This is a genomic window from Microbaculum mangrovi (assembly GCF_051390635.1).
In the GTDB taxonomy this organism is placed as follows: Bacteria; Pseudomonadota; Alphaproteobacteria; order Rhizobiales; family Tepidamorphaceae; genus Microbaculum.
Window position 1 is genome coordinate 1 of sequence record NZ_JBPODT010000008.1, and the last position, 24420, is coordinate 24420.

A 24420-nucleotide genomic window follows, 5' to 3' on the forward strand; every position below is an offset into this window, starting at 1 on the left:
TGGGATCGCATATTCGAAGCGGTGTCGGCGGCCTATGACGGCGCCCTGCAATCGGTCGACTCCTCCTCCATCAAGGTTCACCAGCATGCCGGCACCGTGCCGCGTGGCGGAAAAGGGGGGGGCGCCGAGACCTCCGGCGTGGCACGATCCGGCGCCGTCTGCATGGGGCGTTCAAGAGGTGGACTGACCACCAAGATCCACGCGCTCGTCGATGCCGATGGCCTGCCGGTGAGGCTGAAGCTCTCCGCCGGCCAGGCCCATGACGGACGCAGCGCCATGGACATGCTGGAGGGCATCGGGCCGGGACAGACGCTTCTGGCCGACGCCGCCTATGACAGCGATGCGCTGCGCGGGCAGATGAGAGTTCAGGGTGGCTGGCTCTGCGCAAAACCGGTCTCGTATCGGCGTCAAAAGCCGCCCTTCAGCCGATGGCTCTACCGCTTCCGCAATGTGGTCGAGCGCTTCTTCTGCCGATTGAAGCACTGCCGCGCCATCGCCACCCGCTACGAGAAACATGACGAGAACTACCTCGCCCTCGTCAAACTCGCTTCAATCCGACTGTGGATCAGATCTTATGAGTCCGCGTCCTAGGTCCAAATACGTCCATAGATGACAGGACCTCCCGGATCTCTTTCGGTTCCGGCCTATCGAGAGCCGGCCGACTCAGTCGGGCCCGCTGGCGTCTGAAATGTCGAGACCGAACGAGTGGAATACGTACTCGATGTGAAGATCGATCAGTTCGGATTGGGAAAGCCTGCCGCGCGGATTGTACCACGTGCACACACCGGTCAGGGCGGCGATCGTGGCATAGGATGTCACCTGCGGATCGCGGACAGACCAGGCACCGGCCTTGTTTCCTTCCTCGATGATGGCGCGCAGCCGATGCTCGTATTTCGTCCGCTCGGCGATGATCTTTCGATAGTTGGCCGGCGTGAGGCTCCTTAGCTCCATGTTGCCGATGAAGACCTCTTCCTTCCGCGCTGTATGCCACCGGATATGAAATGCGATGAAGCGGCGCAACTCCTCGACAGGATCCTCGATGCCCTCAAGTTCAGCAGAAAGGCCTTCGTGCAGTCTTTCCATGATGTCCGACAGGATCATGAAAAGTAGGTCCTGCTTCTGGCGGATGTAATTGTAAAGCGACCCGGCCTGGATGCCGACGTCATCGGCCAGGTCGCGAAGTTTCATGGCTTCGAAGCCCTGCTTGTAGAGCCGCTTTATTCCGGCGCGACGGATTGCCTCCATCGTCCGGGCGCCGCTGGACCCCGCAGTTCTGGACATATGTGCAGCCCCTTCTGTGGCCTGGATAGTAGTTTAGAGATTGGAAAGCAGAGGCGACAGAACGATGCAAGCCGGGAGTAGGCGGCGCAAATCAATCCGACTTGGGCGCCGGGGCCGTTGCCGTAGCGTCTCCAAAGCGTTCTAACGGCCGGCGAAGGCGGGGGCACGACGTTCGGAGAAGGCTGCAATGCCTTCCTGCGCATCACGCGTTCCCACCAGGTCGCGGAAGCCCTCCCGCTCCAGGCCGAGCCCCTCCGCCAGACTGATGGATTGCGACAGACGGACGAGCTGCAGCGTCCGCGCGACCGCGAGCGGTGCGTTCCGGGCGATTCTCTCGGCGATGTCTAGGGCGCCCTCGAGCAGTGCGGCCGGCGTGTCGAAGACGCGGCTGACGAGGCCCGCGCTCAGAGCGGTGTCCGAGTCGATCGGTTCACCGGTCAACAGCATTTCCGCGGCGAGTGCCGGCGGAATGTAGCGGGGAAGTCGCGTGGCGCCGCCACCGCCGGCAAGCACACCGACCGTCACTTCCGGGAGGCCGAACCGCGCGTTCCGGCTGGCCAGCCGGAGATCGCATGCCAGTGCAAGCTCCAGGCCGCCGCCGAAGGCGACGCCGTTGATCGCGGCGATAATCGGCTTCCGGGTCGGGTAGGATCGTGTCAGGCCGCCGAATGTCCCGTGATCTTGATTTGTCTCCGCGAGCCGGCGGAGCTCCGGCAGCATGGTGCCGATATCTGCGCCGGCGCAGAATGCGCGCTCGCCGCTCCCGGTGAGCACGATGCAGCGAACGTCCTCCTGCGCTTCGGCCCAGACCCAGGCGTCGCGCAGCGCCGCATCCGTCTCCGGATCAATCGAATTCATTTTGTCGGCGCGCGCCAGGCGCAGAATGCCCACGCCCGGCCTCGGCTTTTCGCGTTCGACAGTCATCGCGGTGTCTCCTGGCGCAGCATGTCGCGCAATTCGCGCTTCAGGATCTTGCCGAGGTAGTTCTTCGGCAGGTCGTCAAAGGCCATGAAGATCACCCGCTTCGGCGTCTGGTATCCGCCGAGATCGCGTCGCGCGAAATCGATGATGTCCCGTTCGGTCGCGTCCCGGGCATCGTGCAGCGTCACGACCGCCGTCACGACCTCGCCCCAATGGTCGTCGGGGAGGCCGAGCACGGCCACCTCGCGCACGCCGGGGTGCCGGGCGATGGCGAATTCGACCTCCTGCGAATAGACGTTCAGGCCGCCGGTCTTGATCATGTCCTTCGAGCGGTCGTGGAAGGTGACGAAGCCGGCCTCGTCCATCACGCCGAGATCTCCGGTCAGGAGCCAGTCTTCGTGGAAGACCTTGGCCGTCTCCGCGGGCTGGCGGAAGTAGCCCGACATGACGGCGGGGCCGCGTACGGCGAGTTCGCCGACCTCGCCCGGTTCGGCGACGCTGCGATCCTCGCGCAAGATGCGCAACTCGCAATTGGGCACGATGCGGCCGATGGAGTCCGGCGCGCGCTCGTAATCCTCGGGCAGTAGGCAGGTCACGATCGGGCCCGCCTCCGTGAGACCGTACTGATAGTAGATGCCGAGCCCCGGAATCAGCGCTTCCATCGCGGCACGCTCGTGCCGCGGCAGGATGCCCGCGCCGGCGTACCAACGCCTGAACGATGACCAGTCAGCCGTTTTCGCGCGCGGATGATTGACGATTTGGCGCGCCATGGTCGGAGGGGTGAAACCGTTCGTTGCCTTCTCCCTTTCGACAGCGTCGATCCAGCCTTCGGGCGTGAACTCGGGCAGAATGACGGCGGTCGCGCCGAGATAGAGGTGGGGCAGGAGCCAGGTGTTCAGTGCGGCGGAATGGTGCAGCGCGGTCGCCACGATCGTGGTGTCGGAGTCCGACATGCGGGTGAAGAGCGCTTCGTTCAGGATATTCCAGAAGAGATTGGCGTGCGAGAGAAGCACTCCCTTGGACGCGCCGGTCGTGCCGCCGGTGAAGAGGATCACGGCACCGTCGGAAGGCTCGACCGCAACGACATCCTCGTCGGCCGTGGCGTGGTCTTCCTCCATCGCCCGCAAGGTCGATTCGGAGAGGTCGATCATCGCGGGAAGACCATCGATCCCGTCGAGCAGCACGCGGCGTTCGGCGTCGACGAACAGTCTGGTGGTTTCCACCGCCCGCATCATGGCCGCCAGCCGGTCGGGCGTTTCGCGGTAATTCAGCCCCGCGGCAATCGCGCCGGTCTTTGCCAGGGCGATGAACGTCTTGACCCAGTCGGCCGATGCGGCGGCGAGAATGCCGACGCGATCGCCGTGCCGCACCCCGGCCCGGCGCATGGCCCTGGCCAGCGCGTCGGTTTCCCGGTCAAGGTTTGCGTAGGTCAAGCGACGTGTGCCGTCGACCAATGCGATCTTGTTCGGGCTGCGTCGTGCGTTCCGAGCGATATAGTCCCCCACACAGATCATTCTTTCCTCCATGACCGATTATACTCGGGCGGTGCTCCCAGCCCCGGGTGCCGGTCGGCTCAGGGTCGGACGGTCCGGCAGAGCCGTGAGGCTGGTCCCGCCGCAGAGTCGCATTCCAAGTCCAGGCGCATGCTTGCAGGCCAGTTGATTGCCTCGTATAAACAAACGGTTGACCGTTTTAATACAAGGCGTTTGCACGATGCGCAACACGAAACAATCCTTCTCCCGCATTCTCGTCGATCTCGACCAACGCGGGCTTGCAACGGTGACGATAAACCGCCCGGAAGCACGCAACGCCTGGGATATGGAAACGGTGACGGAGCTGACACAGGCGTTCGAGACGCTGCGGACCTCCCAGACGCTGCGCGTCGTGGTCCTCACCGGTGCCGGCGAGGTCTTCAGCGCCGGCGGCGATCTGAAATGGATGCGGGGCGTGCTGGGGCGCAGCGCGGATGAACGGGAGGCCGAGGCCCGGGCGATCATGCGCCTGCTGCAGACGCTGGACGCTTTTCCGCAGCCCGTCATCGCGCGCGTGAACGGGGCGGCATTCGGCGGCGGTGTCGGCCTAGTGTGCGTCTCCGATATGGCGATCGCCTCCGATCGGGCGCGGTTCGGAATCACGGAAACGAGACTGGGGATCGTTCCGGGCACCATTTCCCCTTTCATCGTCAGGCGTATCGGGGCGGCTGCGGCGCGTGCCCAGTTCCTGACCGGCAGCGCGCTCGATCCCGCGACCGCGCTTCGTATCGGCCTTGTCCAGCAGGTGGTCGAGCCGGAGGCGCTCGATCAGAGCGTGGAGCGGGCCGTTGAAGCGATACTCAAATGCGCTCCCGGCGCGGTCGCGCGCACGAAACGGCTGTTCCGGGAGATCGGTGAGGCCGCGCCGCATGAGGCGGAGGCGACCGGTATCGCGGCGATCGTCGAGGCCTGGACCCAGCCGGAGGCGCACGATGGAATTTCGGCGTTCCTGGAAAAGCGGGAGCCGGGATGGCGCCTCGGCGGCGGGCGAGCGTCAGACTGAAGGCGTGCTGGCCCGGGCGCCGGTTCGCGGTCTACCGCCGGGCCACCTGGGGTCATGACCTGCGGACGCGCAGGCGTCTATCGGCCGAGGTAGCTCGCAAGGCCGAGGCTGATCTGCGGGAACATGATGACGAGCAGCACCGCCAGAACCTGCAGAAGGACGAATGGCACGATGCCACGGTAGATCGTCGCGATCGGCACCTCGGGGGCGATACCGCGCAGATAGAACAGCGCATAGCCGAACGGCGGGGTCAGGAACGAGATCTGCAGGTTGACCGCGAGCGCGATCGCGAACCATGCCAGCGTCTGTTCGGGATCCATGCCGAAATCGAGCGCCATGACGACGGGGGCGACGATTGGCACCACGACGAGGACGATCTCGACCCACTCGAGGAAGAAACCGATGATGAAGATCAGCGCCATCACGGCGAGCAGAACGACATAGGGACTTTCGCCGATGTGGGCGAAGGCGTCGGCAACCATGGCGTCGCCGCCGAGCCGCCGGAAGATGACGCTGAACACGGTTGCGCCGATCATGACGAACACGATCATCGCCGTCGTCTTGGTCGTCTGGCGCAGCGACGAACGCAGGGTCTCGACGTCGAGGCTTCCCGACAGGAACGCGAGGACGAGAGCGCCCAGCGCGCCGATAGCGGCGGCTTCGGTCGGCGTGGCAACGCCGGCGATGATGGTGCCGAGGACCGACAGGATTAGCAGAACTGGGGCCACGAGATCCTTGAGCAGGCGGACGATCAGCGCCGATCGCTCGGTGGTCTGGCCTTCCGGTCGGGGCGGCATGCGATGCGGCTGCAGGATCGCCACGGCGATCAGGTACAACAGAAAAAGGCCGGAGAGCAGCAGCCCGGGGCCGATCGCGCCAATGAAGAGATCGCCGATCGGCACGCGCAATTGGTCGCCGAGCACGATGAGCATGATCGAGGGGGGCAGCAGGATGCCGAGCGTGCCGGTCGACGCGATCAATCCGGTCGCGATGCGCGGGTCGTAGCGGTTCTGAAGCATGGTGGGGAGCGCGATCATGCCCATCAGGACGACCGACGCGCCGATGATCCCGGTCGAGGCGCCCATCGCCACGCCGAGAATCGCCACCGCGAAGGCATAGCCGCCGGGCAGCGAGCGGAACAGCGAGGCGAGTGAGCCCAGCAGGCGCTCGGCGACGCCGGAGCGCTCCATCATGAGCCCCATGAACACGAACAGCGGGATCGCGATCAGCAGCCAGTTGGTAAGGATCCCCGAGTAGATCCGCGCGACCGCTGTCGACAGGAATACGAGAGGGATATCGGCCAGTAGCGCGAGCAGGATACCGACGCCGGCGAGTACGAAGGCGACGGGAAAGCCGGTGAAGAGGCCCGCCATCAGCGCGACGAGCATCACCACCGGCCAGAAATAGCTCTCGGTCATTTCTCCTCCGGGGAAGATGTCGTTTCCCGCGCCCTGGCGAGCGCGAGGAGGCCCTGCGCGGCGCGCACGATCGCGACGAGGCCCAGAAGCGCGAACGCGAACGGCAGGCAGGACTTGATGATCCAAAGGTCGAACAGGCCACCGTAGGTGGAGCCTTCGCCGGTCATGTAGGCGCGCCGGGCGAAGGGAATGCCGTACCAGACCACGACCGCGCAGAAGGGGAGCGTCAGGAAGAGGTTGCCGAGGATCGCGATGATTGTCCGCATCCGGTCCGAGAACCGGGCGGATATGACCTCGACGCTGACATGCTGACTGTCCGCGTAAGCGTAGATGCCGCCGAAGATCGCTATCAGGGCGAATATGTGCCACTGCAGGTCGGCGAGCGTATTGACGGTGATCGCCTGTCCCAGAAGGGGGATCGGTGCGCTCCACGACAGGAAGCTGTTCAGTCCGTACTTCGCTGCGAGGACCGTCAGGCAGACAAAGACGATGAGCGGCAGGACGAGCCAGCTGACCAGCTTGCCGGGCACCGTCGCGAGCCGCATTACCGTATCGAGGAACCTGATCATGCGACCGTTCGTGTTGCGTGGTGGCGCGCCGGGAGAGGCCCGCCACCACCGTGGCCTAGGGGCGACGTATTAGCGCGGCAATTCCTGAAGACCCTTCCAGCGCGACATGCGGTCCATATAGGCCGTCAGCGACTCGTAGGCTTCCTTGAACAGAGGGTCGCGGGCGGCTTCATCTTCCATCACGGCGGTCGACGATTCCTTGAGGGCGGCCAGAACCTCGTCGGGCAGACGACGAACCGTGACGCCAGCGGCCTCGATCTTCTCCAGCGCCTCGTTCTGGCTCTCACTTTCGTTGGCGAGTACCGCGGTTATGTTGGCCTTGCAGGCCTCGATCATGATCTGCTGCTGGTTCTCGGTGAATCCGTCCCAGACGTCCATGTTGACGATGATCGAGTTCCAGCTCGACGGCTGATGCCAGCCGGGAAAGTAGTAGTTCTTGACGATGTCCTGGAATCCGACTCCGATATCGAGTTGCGGTGCGGAGAACTCGGCGGCGTCGATGCGGCCGGTTTCCAGCGAGACGTAGATCTCGCCGGCGGGTACGAGTTGCGTGTTCGCCCCGAGGCGGGCCAGCGCCTGTCCGCCGAGGCCGGCGATGCGCATGTTGAGGCCCTTGAGGTCGTCGACCGTCTCGATGTCCTTGTTGAACCAGCCGCCTGCCTCCGAAACCACCAGGTGGCAGGGGATGACCTTCACCCCGTGCGGGTCGTAGGCCTTCTGAATGATCTCCAGCCCGCCCCCTTCGAACATCCAGCCGAGCGCCATGTCGGGGCTGGGACCGAACGGCATGGCGCCGACGAGATTGGCCACCGGGATCGAGCTGGCCCAATACCCGATCCAGTCGTAGCCGAAGGGGATGGCGCCCGAACTCACCGCGCCGAAAAGCTCGAAGGGTGGCACGAAGTCGCCGGCGCCGTGCACCTTCACGTCAATCTCGCCACCCGTCATCAGCTTGACGCGCTTGGCCCAGTTGGCCGGGCTCTGGCCGATAGAGGGTACGTTGAGGCCGAATACGCTTTGCAGGTCGTATTGGCCTGCCTGAGCCTGGCCGGCTCCGGCGATCGCGGCAGCCAGCACTGCCGCACAGAGTCTGTATTTCATTCTAGCAATCCTCCAATAGCGGTTCCAGAACCCGTGCGCGGGCGTTTGCAATGCTCGTCGCACGCCAGCGCTAGCACGCCTTATTTACTAACGGCCGTCCGTTTTTATCGACAACAAGTTTCCGTCTGTCAATCCCTGCCATGCCGGAGGGCTTGCGCTTCTGGGGTTTCCGCGTTTGGCTTGTTCCATTTCCAATTAAACAAACGGTTGACCGCTTGTTTTTAAATCGGCGGGGCGTATTATGCCGGCCGAAAGGAGCCCGCGATGCCACTCGATTCCGATGTCTTCGAGCCGCTGATCGAAACTGTCCGCCGTTTCGTCGACGGTCGCCTCATCCCGTGCGAAGACGCGGTCGCGGAGGCGGACGAGATCCCGCGATCCCTCATCGACGAGATCCGGCACCTTGGGCTATTCGGCCTGTCGATACCGGCGTCATTCGGCGGGCTGGGGCTGACGATGGAGGAGGAGGCTCGCGTGATCTTCGAGGTCGGGCGTGCCTCGCCGGCGTTCCGATCCATCTTCGCCACCAATGTTGGCATCGGCAGTCAAGCGATCGTGATGGATGGGACCCCGGAGCAAAAGGACCGGTACCTGCCCCGGCTCGCCTCCGGTGAAGTCATCGGCTCGTTCGCGCTGACGGAGCCGGATTCCGGTTCCGATGCCGCCTCGATCACCACGTCCGCGCGTCGCGACGGCGACGGCTACGTGATCAATGGGACCAAGCGCTACATCACCAATGCGCCGGAGGCCGGCGTCTTCACGCTGATGGCGCGCACCGGCGCACGCGAGGACGGCGCCGACGGTGTCACCGCCTTTCTCGTCGATCGCGATACGCCCGGTCTTGCCGTCGGAAAGCCGGACAAGAAAATGGGGCAGCGCGGCGCCCACACGGCCGACGTAGTCTTCCAGGATTGCCGCGTCCCAGATTCCGCCATCGTCGGGGGTGTGGAGGGGCGCGGATTCAAGACGGCGATGAAAGTCCTGGACAAGGGGCGTCTCCACATCGCCGCAGCCTGTGTTGGCGCGGCGCAGCGGCTCCTCGAGGAGAGCCTCGCATACGCCGCCGAGCGCCGACAATTCGGCCGGCCGATCGCCGATTTTCAGTTGATCCAGGCAGCGCTGGCGGATTCGCGCACCGAGATCTATGCCGCCAGGGCCATGGTGCTCGACGCGGCGCGGCGGCGCGATCTGGGCGAGAACGTCTCGGCCGACGCGTCATGCTGCAAGTATTTCGCCAGCGAGATGGTCGGGCGTGTTGCCGACCGGGCGGTGCAGATCCTCGGCGGGGCCGGCTACATGGCGGAGTATCCGGTGGAGCGCTTCTACCGCGATGTCCGGCTGTTCCGCATCTACGAAGGAACCAGCCAGATCCAGCAACTCGTCATCGCCCGCAGTCTGCTGCGCGAACATCGCGCATCGGCTGAGGCGCGCACGAGCTAACGAGCGGCCGCCGCCCGGACCGTGCCGGGACGGCGTCCGGGCTGCTCGGTGCTGCTTCGGGAAAGTGAGTGAAGAGGAAACGAACATGCGCTTTCGCAAGCCCATGGCCTTTGCCAGCATCGTGTCGGCAACATTCAGCGGTATCGAGACCGCGCCTGAGGTGGCCGTCAGGGCGCTTCAGGAGAGCCGGCTCCAGAGCCAGCTCGCCTATCTCGAGGCGCGATCGGACTTCTATCGTCGTCGGTTCCGGGAAGCGGGTATCGCCTTCTCCGATATAGGCAGCATCGCCGACCTGGAACGGGTGCCGTTCACGACCAAACAGGACCTGCGCGACAGTCTGGCGCGTGTCCTCCCGTTCGGTGAACATCTGGCCGCTCCTATCGAGGAGGTCGTGCAGGTTCAGGCATCGTCGGGCACGACGGGTAGCCCGTCCTACGTCGGCCTCACGGAGAACGACGTTCTCGCATGGCAGGAGGTGACGGCGCGGGCGCTGTTCGCTTGCGGCATGCGGCCCGGCGACCTCGTGCTCCATGGTTTCTCGATTAGCAAGGGGTTCGTCGGCGGCATCCCGATGTTCCAGGCCGTGCAGTATCTCGGCGCGAAGGACATCCCCGTCGGCGCCGATGGCGGCGTCGACCGTTTGCTGATCGCGGCGCGCGACCTGCGGCCCCGCTGCATCATCGGGACCCCGAACTTCCTGCTCTTCCTGGCCGACGTGGCGAAGGACATCATCGGCATGGAGGCTGCGGATCTCGGCGTGGAACGCCTGATCGTAGGTGGCGAGCCGGGCGGCGGCATCGCGGCGGTGCGCGAGGCGCTCGAAGCGCGCTGGAACGCGACCTGCTGCGAACTGCTCGGCGGCACCGATCTCGGCTGCACCTATTGGGCCGAGGGGGATACGCAGCAGGGCATGCATATGGTGGGGCCGGACCACATTCTGGCCGAACTGATCGACCCGGCCACCGGGAAGACGATCCCGTTCGAGGAGGGGGGCGAAGGCGAACTCGTTTACACGGCCCTGGGGCGCGAGGCCTCGCCCGTGCTTCGCTTCCGAAGCGGGGACCACGTTGTCGTCAAGGCGATGGCAACGGCGGACGGGCGTACCGGACCGGCGATCCGCTGCGTCGGCCGGACCGACGACATGCTGATCGTTCGTGGCGTCAATCTGTTCCCGTCCTCCGTTCAGGACCTGCTGGCGGGTATTCCCGAAAGCAACGGTGTCGTTCGAATCGTCGCGGATTTCGAGGGGCACTCGACCCAGTCCAATCTGAAGGTTCTCGTGGAGCGCGCGGAGGGGCGGCCGGGAACGCTGGACCATGAGATCAAGGCGATCGCCGAGGAGCGGATCCGCAATGCGCTGTCGGTGAAGGCCGACGTGCGCGTTGTGCCCGCAAACTTCTTTGAAAAACCGGGCGTCGCCAAGGTCTCGCTCACCTTGCGCGAGATGCCGGACCTGACCACGCCCTAATCCAATCGAGACGCGGAACCGCACCATGTTGCAGAACAACCCGAAGGTCGGGGCGACCGACGCCGAACTCAACCGAAGCGCCTATCTCGAACTCGTCGGCGACCTTCATCGTCGCCGATCGCTCGCCCGGGCCGGAGGCTCGGAAGCCGCGCGGCGCAAGCATCACGAACGCGGGCGGATGTTCGTGCGCGAGCGCATCGATGCGCTGATCGATCCGGGATCCCCGTTCCTCGAAATCGCCGAGTTGGCAGGCGAGGGTCTCTACGACGGCGTGCCGGCGGGCGCGGGGATGGTGACGGGGGTCGGCACGATCGCCGGGCGGCCCTGCATGATTATCGCCAATGACGCGACGGTGAAGGGCGGCACCTATTTCGGCATGACCTGCCGCAAGCACGTCCGGGCGCAGCGGTTCGCGTGGGACAACCGACTGCCCTGTGTCACGCTGGTGGATTCGGGCGGTGCGTTCCTGCCGGATCAGGCGAACATCTTTCCCGACGAAGGTCTGTTCGGCTCGATATTCCACAATCAGGTGGGCATGTCGGCCGACGGCATCCCGCAGATCGCCGTCGTTCTGGGCACCTGCACCGCAGGCGGCGCCTACATTCCGGCGCTGTGCGACGAGGTCGTGATCGTCCGCGGCCTCGGGTACATGTTCCTTGGCGGTCCGCAATTGGTGCAGGCGGCGACCGGCGAGATAACCGGTGCCGAGGAGCTCGGTGGCGCGGAGATGCACAGCCGCGTCAGCGGCGTGACTGATCACCTCGCCGAAAACGATGCCCATGCGCTCGCGATCACGCGGACGCTTGTTGCCGAACTCCCGGCGCGCGCGCCTGAACGGTGGCATCGGCAGACGGCGGTCGAACCCCGGCGCCCGGTCGACGGCATCTACGACCTCATTAGCCGTGATCCACGCCGCCCGACCGATAACAGGGCCGTTCTGGAGCGCCTCGTCGACGGCGGTGACTTCACGGAGTTCAAAGCGGAGTACGGCACCACGCTCCTGACCGGATTCGCCCGCATCGGTGGCTATCAGGTCGGGGTGCTGGCGAACAACGGCGTGCTCTTCACCGAGTCGGCGCTGAAGGCCACGCATTTCATCAGTCTCTGCTGCCAGCGCGACATCCCGTTACTGTTTCTCGCCGACGTCTCGGGGTTCATGGTCGGGCGGGAAGCCGAGATGGCGGGCATCGCCAAGGCCGGCGCGAAGTTCATCACCGCCATGAGCTCGGCATCCGTGCCGAAATACACGGTCATTACGGGCGGGTCCTACGGGGCGGGCTATCTGGCCATGTGCGGCCGGGCCTTCAGGCCGACGGCGATGTTCATGTGGCCGAACGGGCGTGCCGCAATCATGGGGCCGGACCAGGCCGCCACGACGCTCGCACTCGTCAAGCGGCAGGCCATCCAGAAGGGCGGCGGCGCCTGGAGCGCGGATGAGGAGGAGGCGTTCAAGGCGCCGATTCGCGCCGAGTACGAGGCATTCGCGAGCGCCTACAACTTCGCGCGCAATCTGTGGGTGGATGGCGTGATCGAGCCCGCGGAGACGCGCCAGACCCTGACCTTGCTGCTCGACCTTGCCGCGCGCACACCGGCACGCCCGACGCAGTTCGGCGTGTTCCGCATGTAGGTTTCGGAGATCGGAAATGTTCAAGAAGATCCTTGTTGCAAACCGCGGCGAAATTGCTTGCCGCATCGCGCGCACCTGCCGGCGGATGGGTATCGCGGTGGCCACCGTCCATTCCGCGGCCGACCGCGACGCACTGCATGTTCGCGAGATTGGCGAGTCGCTGGAAATCGGCCCCCCCACCGCTGCGGAGAGCTATCTTGTGATCGAGCGGATCGTGGATGCGGCGCGGCGGCTGGGGGCCGACGCGGTCCATCCAGGGTACGGCTTTCTTGCGGAAAACCCGGCGTTCGCAACCGCCCTGCGTGACGCCGGAATAGCCTTCATTGGTCCTGACCCAGAGGTGCTCGCCCGGTTCGGCAACAAGGCGGCGGCGAAACAGGAGGCGCGTCTCGCGAACGTGCCGGTCGTACCCGGTACCGAGACTCCGAGCAGTTCCGTTGACGATATCGTCTCCGCGGTCGACGGGATGCAGCTGCCTGTCCTGCTGAAAGCGGCAGCCGGGGGCGGCGGTAAGGGAATGCGGGTGTCGCAGTCCCGGGCCTCGCTGCGTGCCGACGTGGAGGCGGCGATGCGAGAGGGCCGCAGCGCCTTCGGCGACCCGAGCCTCATCGTCGAGGAGTATCTCCCGCATGCCCGCCATATCGAGGTGCAGATCCTCGGCGACGGGCGGGGCGAGGTGATCCACCTCCTCGATCGCGAATGCAGCCTGCAACGCCGGCACCAGAAGGTGATCGAGGAAGCGCCGGTGACGAGCATTCCGCCGGACCTGCGCCAGGCGATCCTTGATCACGCCGTTCGTCTCGGCCGGGCGGTGAACTATCTCGGGTTGGGGACCGTAGAGTTCATCGTCAAGGACAGCCGCGCCTACTTTCTAGAGGTCAATCCGCGCATCCAGGTCGAGCATCCGGTAACGGAGGAAGTGACCGGACTGGACCTCGTCGAGCTGCAGATAAGGGCGGTCGCCGACGGTCGCCTGCCGCTCCCTCAGGACGCGGTCGCGGTGCGCGGCGTCGCGGTCGAAGCCCGCGTATACGCTGAAGATCCGGCCAGCGGCTTCCTGCCATCGACGGGACGCGTCGGGCTGTTGCGCTTGCCCGATACGGTGCGGGTCGATACCGGCATTGAGAGCGGCGCGTCCGTGACGCCGTACTACGATCCGATGGTCGCGAAGCTGATCGCTGCGGCGCAGGACCGGGAGACGGCCTATGACCATCTGGCCTCGGCGCTGGACGATACCGTCGTCCTGGGCGTGACAACGAATGTCGACTTTCTGCGCAAGCTGGCGACCGACAAGAGCGTTCTCGCGAATGACGTCCACACGGGGACTATCGAGGACATGTTGGCCGCCAATCCGCCGGTGCGGTGGTCCTTCCCGCGGGATGCTGCGATTGCGGCAGTGCTCTGGTTGCAGACGCGCCGCAGCCGGGCGGCTTCGGATGCTTGGTCGGGATGGGCGGGCCACACCGGTTGGAGACTCGGAGACGGCACGTCACCGATAGCCTCCGCGCCGGCCTTGCGGTTGACGTGCGGAGACGCCTGTCACGATGTCCGCTTCGGTGCCATCGAACCGGACGGCGCGATCGGAGTCGCGGTCGGGGAAGATCGGTGGCGCATCCGGGTTTCGTTTCCCGCCGGTACCGTCGTCGCCGAAGTGGACGATCAAACGTATTCGCTCGATGTGCATCTGGAAGACGGGCGGGCCTGTTTCTCGCGCGCCGGCCGTTCGGCATGGTTCTCCGTAGAGCCCTATCTATCGGGCACTCTCTTGACCTCCGACGGGAGCGGCGACGGACAGGTGCGGGCACCGATGATGGGACGCATCATCGCCGTCGAGGTCGAGGTCGGACAACCGGTTGCGGCTGGGGAGCGGCTCGGGCTGATGGAGTCCATGAAGATGGAAATGACGCTCGCGGCACCCTTTGCTGGCACGATCACTGAAGTCGCTTGCGCTGTCGACGCCACGGTCGAACGCGACCAACGCGTCTTCAGCGTAGCAGCCGAGTGAGCAGTACCATGCAGGACCTACCAAGCCATATCGATATCCACGAGGAGGGGCCGCGCGAGGGGTTTCAATTCGAGTCGCGGATCTTCCCGCTCGCCGACCGTGTCGCGCTGGTCGACGCGCTGAGCGAGACCGGGTTGCGCCAGATCCAGGTCGCGTCCTTCGTCAATCCGAAGGCCGTACCGCAGATGGCCGACGCGGGCGATCTCTTTCAGGCGCTCCGGAAGCGGCCCGGGGTCCGCCACACGGCGCTCTGGCTCAACGAACGCGGCTTCCGAAGAGCGCAGGCCACGCCCGGCGTCGACCTGAAGGCGAGCCTGCTGCTGCACACCTCGGACACATTCAGCCACCGCAACAACGGTTGCGGCGCGGGGGAGATGCGGAAGGAGCAGGAGCGGTGGATCGGAATGTACGCGGAGGCAGGCCTTCCCGTCGAAGCCGCCTACGTTATGACGGCTTTCGGCTGCAATTTTCAGGGCGACATTCCTCTGTCAGAGGTGCAAGCCGTCATTCGATGGCTTGTCGATCGTTTCGAAGGCACCAAGCAGCCGCTTCCCGTTATCATGCTTGCCGATACCGTCGGCTGGGCCGTGCCGACGGAGATCGAACGCAGGGTCGGCGCGGTACGGGACATCGCTCCGACCGCGCGGATCGGACTACACCTGCATGATACGCGCGGCGCGGGTATGGCGAATTTCTATGCTGCCCTGCGGATGGGGGTGGACGTGTTCGAGGGGTCGGTCGCCGGACTGGGCGGCTGCCCGTTCGCCGGTCACGGTCAGGCGGCGGGCAACATCTGCACCGAAGACATTGTGTTCATGGCGCACGAGATGGGCATCGAAACCGGCATCGACCTGGAGAGACTGATCGAGGCTGCCCGTCAGGCCGAGCGCCTGATCGGACGTGCGTTGCCTGGGCGGGTTCTCAGGAGCGGTTCTCTCGCCGGCTATCGCACGTAAATGGCCGTGCCGGTTGGCCTGACCGGAGCGACGCGACCGTCGGAACCGGCAATATAGGCGTGAATGAAAGGAAAATGGCACCAATGTCCACCTATAAGGAAATCATCTACGAGGTTCGCCCCGCCGCCGTGGCGCGCATCACGATTAACCGGCCGGATCGCTACAACGCCTTCAACGCGCGCGCGGTGGAGGAAATGATCGACGCGTTTCACCGCGCTGGCTGGGACCGCGATATCGGCGTGATCGTACTAACCGGGGCCGGCGACAAGGCGTTTTGCACCGGCGGCGACCAGACCGCTCACGACGGCCAATATGACGGGCGCGGCACGATAGGTCTGCCGATCGAGGAGCTTCAGAGCGTTATTCGGGACGTTCCCAAGCCCGTCATCGCGCGGGTTGCAGGATACGCCATCGGTGGCGGCAACGTGTTGGCGACGTTGTGCGACCTAACCATCGCCTCGGACAAAGCGCAGTTCGGACAGGTGGGACCGAAGGTCGGATCGGTCGATCCGGGCTTCGGTACGGCCTATCTGGCCCGTGTCGTCGGCGAGAAGAAGGCGCGCGAGTTCTGGTACATGTGCCGGCGCTACAGCGCCGCAGAGGCCCTTCAAATGGGGCTCGTGAACGCTGTCGTTCCACATGACGAGATCGACGCGGAAGTCGATCGCTGGTGCGCGGAGCTGCTGCAACGCAGCCCGACCGCACTGGCACTTGCCAAGCGGTCTTTCAATGCCGACACGGAGAGTATTCGCGGGATCGCGAGCATGGGGATGCAAACACTCAGTCTCTTCTACGATACGCCTGAATCGAAGGAAGGTGGCGATGCCTTCCGAGAAAAACGCACGCCTGAGTTCCGGAGGTTTATCTCGAAGCGGACCGCCGAGTAGGTTGCCTGTCGAAGCCATACCGCAGATAGCAGCGCGCCGATCCTCTCGCAGTCACGTCGCGAACGCGACGATCGCGCGGGGCAGCACATTGGCGCCGCGCTTGATGTCCGCCCAGTCCGTCCATTCGGCGGGCGCGTGGCTGATGCCGCCGATGGAGGGAACGAAGATGAGCCCGGCGGGGCAGTGGCGTGCGAAGGTCTGAACGTCATGGCCGGCGCCGGACGCCATCTTATGGGCCTCCAGTCCCGATCGCCGGGCGATCTCGATGAGCCTCCCGGCGACGGCGTCGTGCCGGAATGGTTCGCCTGGCCGGTCAACGTCACCGTCCAGTTGAAAGCGCCCGATCTTCGCCGCCGAAATCAGACGCAGGCGCATCGACCGGAGGAGCACGTTCTCGCCCTGGCGCTGGCATGTCGACAAAGTGTTCGTGACTATCAACGGCGAGGTTCGTTACCTCTGGCGTGCCGTCGATCACGAGGGCGAAGTTTTTGAAGCCGTTGTCACGATGCGCCGCGACAGGAAGGCGGCGTTGAAATTCCTGAGGAAACTGACGCGACGCTACGGTCGGACGCGGAAGATCGTGACGGATCGGCTGCCGTCCTATGGCGCAGCGCTCAATGGACTGGGGGCAAGAGACCTTCAGTCGCCAGGATGCTGGTTCAATATTCGCGTTGAAAACTCGCATCCGCCGCTGCGACGACGGGAGCGGGCCATGCTCCGGTTCCGGCGCATGCGAAGCCTGCAAACATTCGCGGCCGTCCATGCCTCCGTCTCCAATCACTTCAACAAGGAACGTAGTCTCTCCGACAGAAACATCTTCAAGCTCAATCGCGCCGCAGCTCTCGAGCAATGGCGTCAACTCGGCGCCGCCTGAACCCCGGCATTCCCCGGCGAACTGAGACCAGTTCGCGTTCGTCTGACAACTCCCGTCTCAGTCCGAACCCGCCAGGTGGCAGGCGACCTGGTGTCCTGGTCGACGCGTCTGCAACGCCGGCTCCTCGCTGCGACATCTGTCGAACGCGAGAGGGCAACGCGTGTGGAAGCGGCAGCCGGCAGGCGGATTGATCGGGCTGGGAATGTCGCCATGCAGTTCGATCGGCTGTATCGGCCGGTCCGGTTCCGGAACGGGGATCGCCGAAAGCAGCGCGCTCGTATAGGGATGCTGCGGTCGCCGGTAGAGCTCGGCCTTTGGGGCGAGTTCCACGATCTTGCCGAGATACATGACCGCAATGCGGTCGGTGATGTGCCGGACGATGGCAAGATTGTGCGAGATGAAGAGGTAGCTGAGCCCCAGTTCCTGCTTCAGGTCGGACAACAGGTTGACGACCTGCGCCTGGATCGAGACGTCGAGCGCGGAGACGGGCTCGTCGCAGACGATCAGTCGCGGGCTGAGGGCAAGCGCACGGGCGATGCCGATGCGCTGGCGCTGGCCGCCGGAGAACTCGTGCGGATACCGGTCCGCGGCGGCCGCGGAAAGGCCGACCTTGTCCAGCAGTTCGACGGCGCGGGCCCGCCGCTGCTGCCGGGTCATGCTTCCTTCGATGGCTATGGGTTCCGTCACGATGTCCCAGATCCGCATGCGCGGGTCGAGCGAACCGTAGGGATCCTGGAAGATGAACTGGCATTGCTTTCGAACGGCCCGCAGATCCTCGCGCGTCAGCGCACGCATCTCGCGTCCGTCGAATTTCACGCTGCCGCCCGTGGGTTCGATCAGCTGCAGGAGCAGTCGACCGACCGTCGACTTGCCGCAGCCGGATTCGCCGACAAGACCCAGCGTCTCGCCGGCAGCCAGGTCGAAGCTGACGTCATCCACCGCTTGGACGGTCTGTCGCCGCGACTTCAACAGGCTCTTGCCGATGCGGAAGTGCTTCCTGAGGTTGCGGACCTCGAGCAGGATCTCGCTGTTCATGTCCTGCGCACTTCGTAGTTGTCATATCTGATGCAGGCGGCGCTGTGTCGGCCGCCGAAAGATTTCAACGGCGGCGTCCGCGCGGCGCAGGCGGCCCGCGCATAATCGCAGCGTGGCCGGAATCTGCATCCGGACGGCATGGCGTTCGGCGGCGGTACCGAACCTTCGATCGCCGATAGGTGGTCGGCATCTTCGTAAAGCGGCGGAATGCAGCGCAGGAGGCCTTCCGTATAGGGATGGAGCGGGCGGCGGAACGCTTCGGCGACCGGCGCGTCTTCGACGATTTTGCCTGCATACATGACGATCATCCGCTCGGCGAACTGCGCCACCACGCCGAGATCGTGAGTGATCAGCAGGATCGCCATGTCGAATTCCTGCTGGAGTTGCTTCAGCAGCTGCAGGATCTGGGCCTGCACGGTGACGTCCAGAGCCGTGGTGGGTTCGTCTGCGATTAGGAGCTTGGGCTGCGCCGACAGCGCCATCGCGATCATTACCCGCTGCCGCATGCCGCCCGAAAGCTCGTGCGGAAACTGGTCGATGCGGCGTTCGGGCGATGGGACCTTGACCAGTGCCAGGAGCTCGATCGCCCGTGCGCGCGCCGCACGGCCGCGCAATCCCTGGTGCAGGGTGATGGCCTCGCCGATCTGGTCGCCGACGGTGAAGACCGGGTTGAGGGAACTCATGGGCTCCTGGAAGATCATCGCAATGTCGCCGCCGCTCATGCGGCGCATCCTGGAGCGCGAGAATGCAAGCAAATCCTGGCCGGCGAAATTGACCTCGCCCGACGAGATGCGCGCCGCATCCGGCAGCAGGCGCAGGATCGAGAGCGCCGTCATCGTCTTACCTGACCCGGATTCGCCCACGACCGCCAGCCGCTCGTTGGCGCCGATATCGAAGCTGATGCCGTCGACGACCGTCAGCGGATGGCTGACCGGACCGAAATCGGTGCGCAGATCGCGGACTTTCAGCAACGGGGTCATCGAAGTCGCCTTCATCGTCGTGCGCCTATTTCGAGGTCAACCGTGGATCCAGCACGTCGCGCAGGCCATCTCCCAGGAGATTCAAGCCTAGGACGCTGAAACCGATGGCGAGGCCCGGGAACACGCTGATCCACGGCGCGTCGACGAGATAGTCGCGCCCCTCCGCGATGATATTGCCCCAGGTCGGAGTGGGCGGCGGCGGGCCGACGCCGAGAAAGCTGAGTGCCGCTTCAGCGAGAATGGCGTAGGCAAACACGAAGGTCAGGTCGACGATCAGCGGCGCCATCGTGTTGGGCAACACGTGCTTGACGATGATGCGGCCGTCGCGGGCGCCCGAGAGCCGTGCGGCCTCGATATACTCCGCGTTCCGGATGCCGAGCACGGCTGCCCGCACGATCCGCGCCGTGCGCGGCGTGTAGGTGATGCCCAGCGCGACAATCAAGTTGAGCAGGCCGGCGCCCAAGGCCGCGGCGATGGCAATGGCCAACATGATCGGCGGGAAGGCCATGAGCGCGTCCATGCAGCGCATGATCAGGCCGTCGAGGCGCGGGAAATAGCCCGCGACCGCACCGATCAGTACGCCAAAGACTGCGGTGATGGCGACGACGCTGATCCCGATCAGCAGTGAGAGATGCGTGCCCGTAACGACACGGCTGAATATGCTGCGGCCGTAGTGGTCCGTCCCGAAGATGAACTCTGCGGACGGTTCGACGAAACGCGACTGATAGCTGATCGTCAGCGGGTTGCCGGCTAGGCCGAGCAGCCCGGCGATTCCTGCCAGCACCATGATGACGAGGATCACGGCTCCGATCACCAGACCGCGATGCGCCAGCATTCGGTCGATCAGCGGATTGCGGGACTTCTTCGCCGGCATTGTTTCGAGGGGCGTTTCAGTCATTGCGCAGTCTCGGATCGAGATAGGCGTAGAACAGGTCCACGATGAGGTTGATGACGACGAGCAGGAGGGCGACTGCGAGGATCGAGCCCTGGATGACGGGATAGTCCCGCCTGAGGATGCCCTGGACGACAAGCTGCCCGACGCCGGGCAGCACGAAGATCTGTTCGATCACGACGGCGCCGGCGATGGCCACGTTGACGAGCAGCCCGATCACGGTGACGATCGGGATCATCACGTTGGAGAGCGCATGCTTGGCGAGGGTCTTCCATTCCGACACGCCCTTGGCGCGGGCCGTGCGTATAAAGTCCTGGCGCAGCACCTCCAACGTCGTCGCACGTGTCATCCTGGCCAGCAATCCGATCTGGAAGACGGCGAGCGAGACCGCCGGCAGGGTGAGAGACTGAAGGCACGCGAGAATGCCTTCGCTCGGCGGCACGTAGCCGCTGGAAGGTAACCAGCCAAGCATGACCGAGAACACCAAGATTCCCATGATGCTCAGCCAGAAGCTGGGAACGGACACGCCCAGCAGGGCAACCGACATGACCGCCGTATCCACCCAGGTGTTGTGGCGGTAGGCCGCCAGCAGTCCCGCCGCGACGCCGAACGGCATCGTGATGATGATCGAATAGGCGGTGAGAAGAAGCGTGGTCGGCAAGCGCTCCTGAATCGCTTGCAGCACGCTGCGGCCGAGCATGAAGGAATTGCCGAGATCACCCTGTAGGAGGTTGAGGTACCAAACGCCCATCTGGACGTACAATGGCCGGTTGAGGCCCAGCAGTTCCCTGATGGATTCAACCTGATCGGCTGTGGCGTCCGGCCCGGCGATGACGATCGCCGGATCGCCGGGGATGATATGGATTAGTCCGAACGTTATGAGGCTGACCCCGATCAGCACCGGAACGGTGCTGATCAGGCGGCGCAGTATCACTTCCAGCATGTCGCGGCTTTCTCTCGCCGGTCACGACATCCAGACGTTCCACATCCGAATGGCGTCGAAGGGCTGGAAGTTCTGGAGACGCGCCTGTGCGACTTGCTTGATGCCGCGGTCGCCAAGTTTCAGGAGATAGGCCTGGTCGTTGAGTCGGAACTCGATCTTTTCCCACGCCGTGCGCCGCTCCTCCAGCGAGGAGGCGGCGAGAAGTTCCTCCCAGGCGGATTCCATCACCGTATCTTCTTCGTAGAAGAACCAGTTGCTTTCGCCGGAAACGAGGCGCTGGTACTGGAACGGCCCGAGCATCGGCTGGATGGCGTAGGCCGTGCTGAAAATATTGTAGGCGGTCGGATCGGCACGCATCGCGTTGGCGCCGGGCCAGTCGAGCACCTGCACCCGCACCGGGATGCCGATAGACTTGATCTGTTCCGACATGACCACTGCCGCCTCCTGCAGCGACACGATGTCGGAACTTGTCAGGATCACCACTTCTTCGCCCTGGTAGCCGGCTTCCTGAAGCAGCGCCTTTGCGCGGTCCGCATCGGCCACGTTGTAGACCAGCCTGTCGAGATCGCGGGGATAGTACTGGCTGTCCGGGTAGACGAAGGACGGATTGAGGTTGAACAGGCCGTCCGTGGCGATCCCCATGATCTCCTCGGTATTCAGTATCTGCTGTATGGCCTTGCGGACGAGGACATTGTCCGTCGGCGCCCGCTGCACGTTCATCGGCGCCAGGTTGATGGAAATCGGCAACCGGTCATACGTCGCCAGCATCGGATCCGCTTCCAGCCGCCGCGCCGCCGGCACGGGTATGTCGTCGGCGATCGTTATCTGTCCGGACTGGATGCCGCTGACCCGGCTGCTTGCCTCGGAGACGACCGTGAAGGTCACCTCGTCGAGATAGGCGATCCGTCGTCCGCCATAGCCGTCGCGATCCTCGAAGGTCTCGTCGGGGCGGTAATCTTCGTAGCGCTTGATACGAAGCCGGGTGACGCCGTCCCAGTCGACGAACTCGAACGGGCCGGTCGCGATCGGCGTGATCTCGTTCGGCCCCTTGTCGCATTCCTCCGACGGAATGATCGTAATCGGCGAGGCCGGCGACTTAATGAGCTCGATCCAGCTCGGCATCGGGTTCGTGAGGGTGACCACCACGGTGTAGCTGTCCGGCGTCTCGATCCGATCGATGGGTTCGAGCCGCACTTTCTCGGGGCTGACGCGCGCATAGCGTTCGAGCGAGCGCTTGACGTCCTCCGACGTCATCTCCTTGCCGTTGTGAAAGGTCACGCCCTGCCGCAGTGTGAACGTGTAGACGCGGAAATCGTCCGACACGTCGAGCTTCTCGGCAAGCTGCAGCTTCGGTGCGCCGCTCTCGTCGATCGTCACCAGCGTCTCGTAGATGTGCATCAGGATATTGCGGGCGGCCTGCGAACGCGAAAAGTGCGGATCGATCGTCTCGGTGGCGGCGTTCATCGCCACGACGGCGGAGCCGCCGCGCTTTGGGTCGGCGGTCTGTGCGAAAAGCCGCAGCGGATAGGCCGAAAGCGGACCCGCAAGTCCCACCGCGGCCGTACCTTTGAAGAAATTGCGTCGATTGATGCGCATTTTGCTGCTCCCCTGCGGTTATTCGTGCCCCCGACCTTTGTTATCGAGGATCGTGTTTATGCCCGAACCCGGTTGTATCTGCGCATTAATCGTATACAATCTAACGATTGTCAATTGACTTGTCGGAAAGGGCAGTGCCTTGACCAAGCCGGAAATCGTGTTCGTGGGCGGTGGCCCCGACTGGTACATCCAACGTTTTGCAGACGATTTTCGACTGCATCGGCTGCCTGACGGCGACGCGAGCGTGTTGGACGAGGACGTGCGCAACCGGGTTCGCGCCCTGTTGGCGGCCGGCCCCGTGCCGGCAACGCTGATGGAGGCCCTGCCGCGGCTCGAACTCATCGCCAATGCCGGCGCCGGCTATGACATGATTGACATGGAGGCCGCGCGCCGGCGGTCGATTGCCGTCACCAATACGCCCGACGTGACCGACGATTGCGTAGCTGACCTGGCGTTGGCACTCATTCTGGCTGTCGCGCGCGACGTGCTGCGCGGCGATCGTTTCGTGCGATCCGGAAAATGGCTGCAAGCCGGCTATCCGCTCGTCCGCAAGGTCGGCGGACGCAAAGTCGGCATTCTCGGCATGGGCCGGATCGGCAAGGCGATCGCGAAGCGGGCCGCGGCCTTCGACATGACCGTCGCCTACCACAACAGGCGGCCGCTGGAGGACGGGGAGCACACCTACTTCAAGTCGCTGCCCGAGCTTGCAGACTGGTCGGATGTGCTCGTGGTCGCGTGCCCCGGGGGAGCGGAGACACATCATCTGGTCGACCGGACGGTGATGCAGGCGCTCGGCTCCGAGGGTATCGTCGCGAACATCTCCCGCGGCACCGTCATCGACGAGCAGGCGTTGATCGAAGCGCTGGAGCAAGGCGTCATCGCCGGCGCGGGGCTCGATGTTTTCGAGCACGAGCCGAAGGTTCCCGAGCGCCTGACGCGCCTCGACAATGTCGTCCTGATGCCTCACCGCGGTGGCGGCACGATAGAGACCTGGGAAGATGCCTGCGATCTGGCCAAGGCAAACCTGGCAGCCTTCTTCGCCGCCCGGCCGTTGCTCACCAGGGTGACAGGCTGAGCCCCACCGGTAGATCGTCGTCAGCCCCGGGTCGGGGGAGCGTCATCGCTCCGCGACTTCTTCCGCTCCGATCGATGGGCCGTCACGAGCCCCTCGTAGTCGAGGGCGCGCGAGTAGTCCAGGATGTGGACCCTGACCAGCTCGACGACCTGCTCGTTGTCGCCGGCTTGCAAGCCGGCAAGCAGTTCGTCGTGTTCCCGCGCGATGACGTCGAGGTCCTTCTGCAGCGTCGACAGGCCGAAGATGATGGTCAACTGGCGAGATAGCGGCTCCCACATGCGAAGCAGGACGTCGTTCCCCGAAAGGCGGCACAGGGTTCTGTGGAATTCCGTGTCCAGGCTGGCGACGCCGTAGGAATCCCCCTTGCGGACGGCTTCGTGCAATTTGTCCACGATCTCCTCGAGCGGAGCGAGAATGCCGGGATCGGTTTGCTTCGCTTCCAGCACCTCCTGCACGGCGAGGGTCTCGAGCGCCGTGCGGACTTTGAGGATCTTCTCGAGTCGGTCCACGCTCACGTCCATCAGCCGCATGCCGCGATACCGTTCGTTGACCACGATGCCCTGGCTCTCGAGGATGCGCAGTGCCTCGCGGACGGGTACGCGGCTGACGTTGAGCGACCGGGCCACCTCGGCCTCGACCACCCTGTCGCCGGGCAGGAACACCCCGGTGGCCGTCGCCTCGACGATTGCGTCCACGACCTGATCGACAAGAGTCTTCGCATGGAGAGGCGCCAGCTTCCTCACGCCGCTTTTTCTATCCGGGCTGGTTGTTTGCGGGCTCATGACCCCTTCCCACGCTTGTTGATTTTCAACCATTT

At 64.5% G+C, this 24420-nt stretch carries 23 protein-coding genes; 10 read left to right on the plus strand and 13 right to left on the minus strand.

The genetic code is table 11. The features are described 5' to 3' along the window. A partial coding sequence (locus tag ACSF9G_RS23305; RefSeq protein ID WP_436644463.1) for an IS5 family transposase occupies positions 1–591 on the plus strand: 591 nt, incomplete at its 5' end. A 72-nt stretch (positions 592–663) separates the two neighbouring features. On the opposite strand, the gene ACSF9G_RS23310 is transcribed toward ACSF9G_RS23305, so the two are convergent. The 3 genes from ACSF9G_RS23310 to ACSF9G_RS23320 form a co-directional block, all read right to left on the minus strand. After that, positions 664–1245: a TetR/AcrR family transcriptional regulator gene (locus ACSF9G_RS23310; protein WP_436644464.1), complete on the minus strand. Its 582-nt coding sequence runs from the start codon at positions 1243–1245 to the stop codon at positions 664–666. A 177-nt stretch (positions 1246–1422) separates the two neighbouring features. Continuing rightward, positions 1423–2205 carry an enoyl-CoA hydratase/isomerase family protein gene (locus ACSF9G_RS23315; RefSeq protein ID WP_261617921.1) on the minus strand — a complete coding sequence of 261 codons (783 nt, stop codon included), beginning with the start codon at positions 2203–2205 and terminating at the stop codon, positions 1423–1425. Beyond that, on the minus strand, positions 2202–3728 hold the full coding sequence (locus ACSF9G_RS23320; RefSeq protein WP_436644465.1) for a class I adenylate-forming enzyme family protein: 1527 nt from the start codon (positions 3726–3728) through the stop codon (positions 2202–2204). The genes ACSF9G_RS23315 and ACSF9G_RS23320 overlap by 4 nt, the downstream gene beginning before the upstream one ends. Before the next feature lie 187 nt (positions 3729–3915). Between ACSF9G_RS23320 and ACSF9G_RS23325 the strand changes: the two genes are divergently transcribed. Then, a complete protein-coding gene (locus ACSF9G_RS23325; RefSeq protein ID WP_436644466.1) occupies positions 3916–4737 on the plus strand; it encodes an enoyl-CoA hydratase-related protein in 822 nt (273 codons plus the stop codon). A 77-nt stretch (positions 4738–4814) separates the two neighbouring features. On the opposite strand, the gene ACSF9G_RS23330 is transcribed toward ACSF9G_RS23325, so the two are convergent. The 3 genes from ACSF9G_RS23330 to ACSF9G_RS23340 all read right to left on the minus strand — a co-directional run bounded on the left by ACSF9G_RS23330 (position 4815) and on the right by ACSF9G_RS23340 (position 7825). Next, positions 4815–6155 (minus strand): TRAP transporter large permease, encoded by a 1341-nt coding sequence (locus ACSF9G_RS23330; RefSeq protein ID WP_436644467.1) that lies wholly within the window; start codon positions 6153–6155, stop codon positions 4815–4817. Continuing rightward, on the minus strand, positions 6152–6724 hold the full coding sequence (locus tag ACSF9G_RS23335; protein ID WP_436644468.1) for a TRAP transporter small permease subunit: 573 nt from the start codon (positions 6722–6724) through the stop codon (positions 6152–6154). The genes ACSF9G_RS23330 and ACSF9G_RS23335 overlap by 4 nt, the downstream gene beginning before the upstream one ends. 69 nt (positions 6725–6793) lie before the next feature. Next, complete coding sequence (locus tag ACSF9G_RS23340; RefSeq protein WP_436644469.1) at positions 6794–7825, minus strand: TRAP transporter substrate-binding protein; 1032 nt, start codon at positions 7823–7825, stop codon at positions 6794–6796. A 264-nt stretch (positions 7826–8089) separates the two neighbouring features. On the opposite strand from ACSF9G_RS23340, the gene ACSF9G_RS23345 reads away from it, so the two are divergent. The 6 genes from ACSF9G_RS23345 (at position 8090) to ACSF9G_RS23370 (ending at position 16208) form a co-directional block, all read left to right on the plus strand. After that, on the plus strand, positions 8090–9265 hold the full coding sequence (locus ACSF9G_RS23345) for an acyl-CoA dehydrogenase family protein (RefSeq protein WP_436644470.1): 1176 nt from the start codon (positions 8090–8092) through the stop codon (positions 9263–9265). 85 nt (positions 9266–9350) lie between these two features. Next, positions 9351–10733: a phenylacetate--CoA ligase family protein gene (locus ACSF9G_RS23350; protein WP_436644471.1), complete on the plus strand. Its 1383-nt coding sequence runs from the start codon at positions 9351–9353 to the stop codon at positions 10731–10733. 25 nt (positions 10734–10758) lie between these two features. Next, on the plus strand, positions 10759–12360 hold the full coding sequence (locus ACSF9G_RS23355) for an acyl-CoA carboxylase subunit beta (protein WP_436644472.1): 1602 nt from the start codon (positions 10759–10761) through the stop codon (positions 12358–12360). Positions 12361–12376: 16 nt separating this feature from the next. Then, on the plus strand, positions 12377–14365 hold the full coding sequence (locus ACSF9G_RS23360; RefSeq protein WP_436644473.1) for an acetyl/propionyl/methylcrotonyl-CoA carboxylase subunit alpha: 1989 nt from the start codon (positions 12377–12379) through the stop codon (positions 14363–14365). An 8-nt stretch (positions 14366–14373) separates the two neighbouring features. Further along, complete coding sequence (locus ACSF9G_RS23365; RefSeq protein ID WP_436644474.1) at positions 14374–15321, plus strand: hydroxymethylglutaryl-CoA lyase; 948 nt, start codon at positions 14374–14376, stop codon at positions 15319–15321. 83 nt (positions 15322–15404) lie between these two features. Then, positions 15405–16208: an enoyl-CoA hydratase-related protein gene (locus ACSF9G_RS23370; RefSeq protein WP_436644489.1), complete on the plus strand. Its 804-nt coding sequence runs from the start codon at positions 15405–15407 to the stop codon at positions 16206–16208. A gap of 51 nt (positions 16209–16259) precedes the next feature. Here ACSF9G_RS23370 and ACSF9G_RS23375 read toward each other — a convergent pair whose 3' ends face one another. After that, complete coding sequence (locus ACSF9G_RS23375; protein ID WP_436644475.1) at positions 16260–16646, minus strand: M20/M25/M40 family metallo-hydrolase; 387 nt, start codon at positions 16644–16646, stop codon at positions 16260–16262. Between ACSF9G_RS23375 and ACSF9G_RS23380 the strand changes: the two genes are divergently transcribed. Further along, positions 16636–17082 (plus strand): DDE-type integrase/transposase/recombinase, encoded by a 447-nt coding sequence (locus ACSF9G_RS23380; RefSeq protein WP_436644476.1) that lies wholly within the window; start codon positions 16636–16638, stop codon positions 17080–17082. The two genes, ACSF9G_RS23375 and ACSF9G_RS23380, sit on opposite strands and share 11 nt — an antisense overlap. A gap of 57 nt (positions 17083–17139) precedes the next feature. Here the strand turns inward: ACSF9G_RS23380 and ACSF9G_RS23385 are convergent, their stop codons facing one another. The 5 genes from ACSF9G_RS23385 to ACSF9G_RS23405 are packed head-to-tail and all read right to left on the minus strand — an operon-like array spanning position 17140 to position 22528. Then, a complete protein-coding gene (locus ACSF9G_RS23385) occupies positions 17140–18117 on the minus strand; it encodes an ABC transporter ATP-binding protein (RefSeq protein ID WP_436644477.1) in 978 nt (325 codons plus the stop codon). Then, complete coding sequence (locus ACSF9G_RS23390; protein WP_436644478.1) at positions 18114–19112, minus strand: ABC transporter ATP-binding protein; 999 nt, start codon at positions 19110–19112, stop codon at positions 18114–18116. Before ACSF9G_RS23390 ends, ACSF9G_RS23385 begins: the two co-directional genes overlap by 4 nt. Before the next feature lie 10 nt (positions 19113–19122). Further along, positions 19123–19995 (minus strand): ABC transporter permease, encoded by an 873-nt coding sequence (locus ACSF9G_RS23395; protein WP_436644479.1) that lies wholly within the window; start codon positions 19993–19995, stop codon positions 19123–19125. After that, positions 19988–20932: an ABC transporter permease gene (locus tag ACSF9G_RS23400; RefSeq protein ID WP_436644480.1), complete on the minus strand. Its 945-nt coding sequence runs from the start codon at positions 20930–20932 to the stop codon at positions 19988–19990. Before ACSF9G_RS23400 ends, ACSF9G_RS23395 begins: the two co-directional genes overlap by 8 nt. A 21-nt stretch (positions 20933–20953) precedes the next feature. Continuing rightward, positions 20954–22528, minus strand: coding sequence for an ABC transporter substrate-binding protein (locus ACSF9G_RS23405; protein WP_436644481.1), 1575 nt, complete (start codon positions 22526–22528; stop codon positions 20954–20956). A 139-nt stretch (positions 22529–22667) separates the two neighbouring features. Between ACSF9G_RS23405 and ACSF9G_RS23410 the strand changes: the two genes are divergently transcribed. Beyond that, positions 22668–23603 (plus strand): 2-hydroxyacid dehydrogenase, encoded by a 936-nt coding sequence (locus tag ACSF9G_RS23410; protein WP_436644482.1) that lies wholly within the window; start codon positions 22668–22670, stop codon positions 23601–23603. 20 nt (positions 23604–23623) lie between these two features. On the opposite strand, the gene ACSF9G_RS23415 is transcribed toward ACSF9G_RS23410, so the two are convergent. After that, positions 23624–24385, minus strand: coding sequence for a GntR family transcriptional regulator (locus ACSF9G_RS23415; protein ID WP_436644483.1), 762 nt, complete (start codon positions 24383–24385; stop codon positions 23624–23626). Positions 24386–24420: the final 35 nt, after the last annotated feature.

Coding starts and splice junctions, on each gene's coding strand:
- ACSF9G_RS23310 (WP_436644464.1), bottom strand. CDS start 1,245: ATGGAGGCAATCCGTCGCGCCGGAATAAAGCGGCTCTACAAGCAGGGC.
- ACSF9G_RS23315 (WP_261617921.1), bottom strand. CDS start 2,205: ATGACTGTCGAACGCGAAAAGCCGAGGCCGGGCGTGGGCATTCTGCGC.
- ACSF9G_RS23320 (WP_436644465.1), bottom strand. CDS start 3,728: ATGGAGGAAAGAATGATCTGTGTGGGGGACTATATCGCTCGGAACGCA.
- ACSF9G_RS23325 (WP_436644466.1), top strand. CDS start 3,916: ATGCGCAACACGAAACAATCCTTCTCCCGCATTCTCGTCGATCTCGAC.
- ACSF9G_RS23330 (WP_436644467.1), bottom strand. CDS start 6,155: ATGACCGAGAGCTATTTCTGGCCGGTGGTGATGCTCGTCGCGCTGATG.
- ACSF9G_RS23335 (WP_436644468.1), bottom strand. CDS start 6,724: ATGATCAGGTTCCTCGATACGGTAATGCGGCTCGCGACGGTGCCCGGC.
- ACSF9G_RS23340 (WP_436644469.1), bottom strand. CDS start 7,825: ATGAAATACAGACTCTGTGCGGCAGTGCTGGCTGCCGCGATCGCCGGA.
- ACSF9G_RS23345 (WP_436644470.1), top strand. CDS start 8,090: ATGCCACTCGATTCCGATGTCTTCGAGCCGCTGATCGAAACTGTCCGC.
- ACSF9G_RS23350 (WP_436644471.1), top strand. CDS start 9,351: ATGCGCTTTCGCAAGCCCATGGCCTTTGCCAGCATCGTGTCGGCAACA.
- ACSF9G_RS23355 (WP_436644472.1), top strand. CDS start 10,759: ATGTTGCAGAACAACCCGAAGGTCGGGGCGACCGACGCCGAACTCAAC.
- ACSF9G_RS23360 (WP_436644473.1), top strand. CDS start 12,377: ATGTTCAAGAAGATCCTTGTTGCAAACCGCGGCGAAATTGCTTGCCGC.
- ACSF9G_RS23365 (WP_436644474.1), top strand. CDS start 14,374: ATGCAGGACCTACCAAGCCATATCGATATCCACGAGGAGGGGCCGCGC.
- ACSF9G_RS23370 (WP_436644489.1), top strand. CDS start 15,405: ATGTCCACCTATAAGGAAATCATCTACGAGGTTCGCCCCGCCGCCGTG.
- ACSF9G_RS23385 (WP_436644477.1), bottom strand. CDS start 18,117: ATGAACAGCGAGATCCTGCTCGAGGTCCGCAACCTCAGGAAGCACTTC.
- ACSF9G_RS23390 (WP_436644478.1), bottom strand. CDS start 19,112: ATGAAGGCGACTTCGATGACCCCGTTGCTGAAAGTCCGCGATCTGCGC.
- ACSF9G_RS23395 (WP_436644479.1), bottom strand. CDS start 19,995: ATGACTGAAACGCCCCTCGAAACAATGCCGGCGAAGAAGTCCCGCAAT.
- ACSF9G_RS23400 (WP_436644480.1), bottom strand. CDS start 20,932: ATGCTGGAAGTGATACTGCGCCGCCTGATCAGCACCGTTCCGGTGCTG.
- ACSF9G_RS23405 (WP_436644481.1), bottom strand. CDS start 22,528: ATGCGCATCAATCGACGCAATTTCTTCAAAGGTACGGCCGCGGTGGGA.
- ACSF9G_RS23415 (WP_436644483.1), bottom strand. CDS start 24,385: ATGAGCCCGCAAACAACCAGCCCGGATAGAAAAAGCGGCGTGAGGAAG.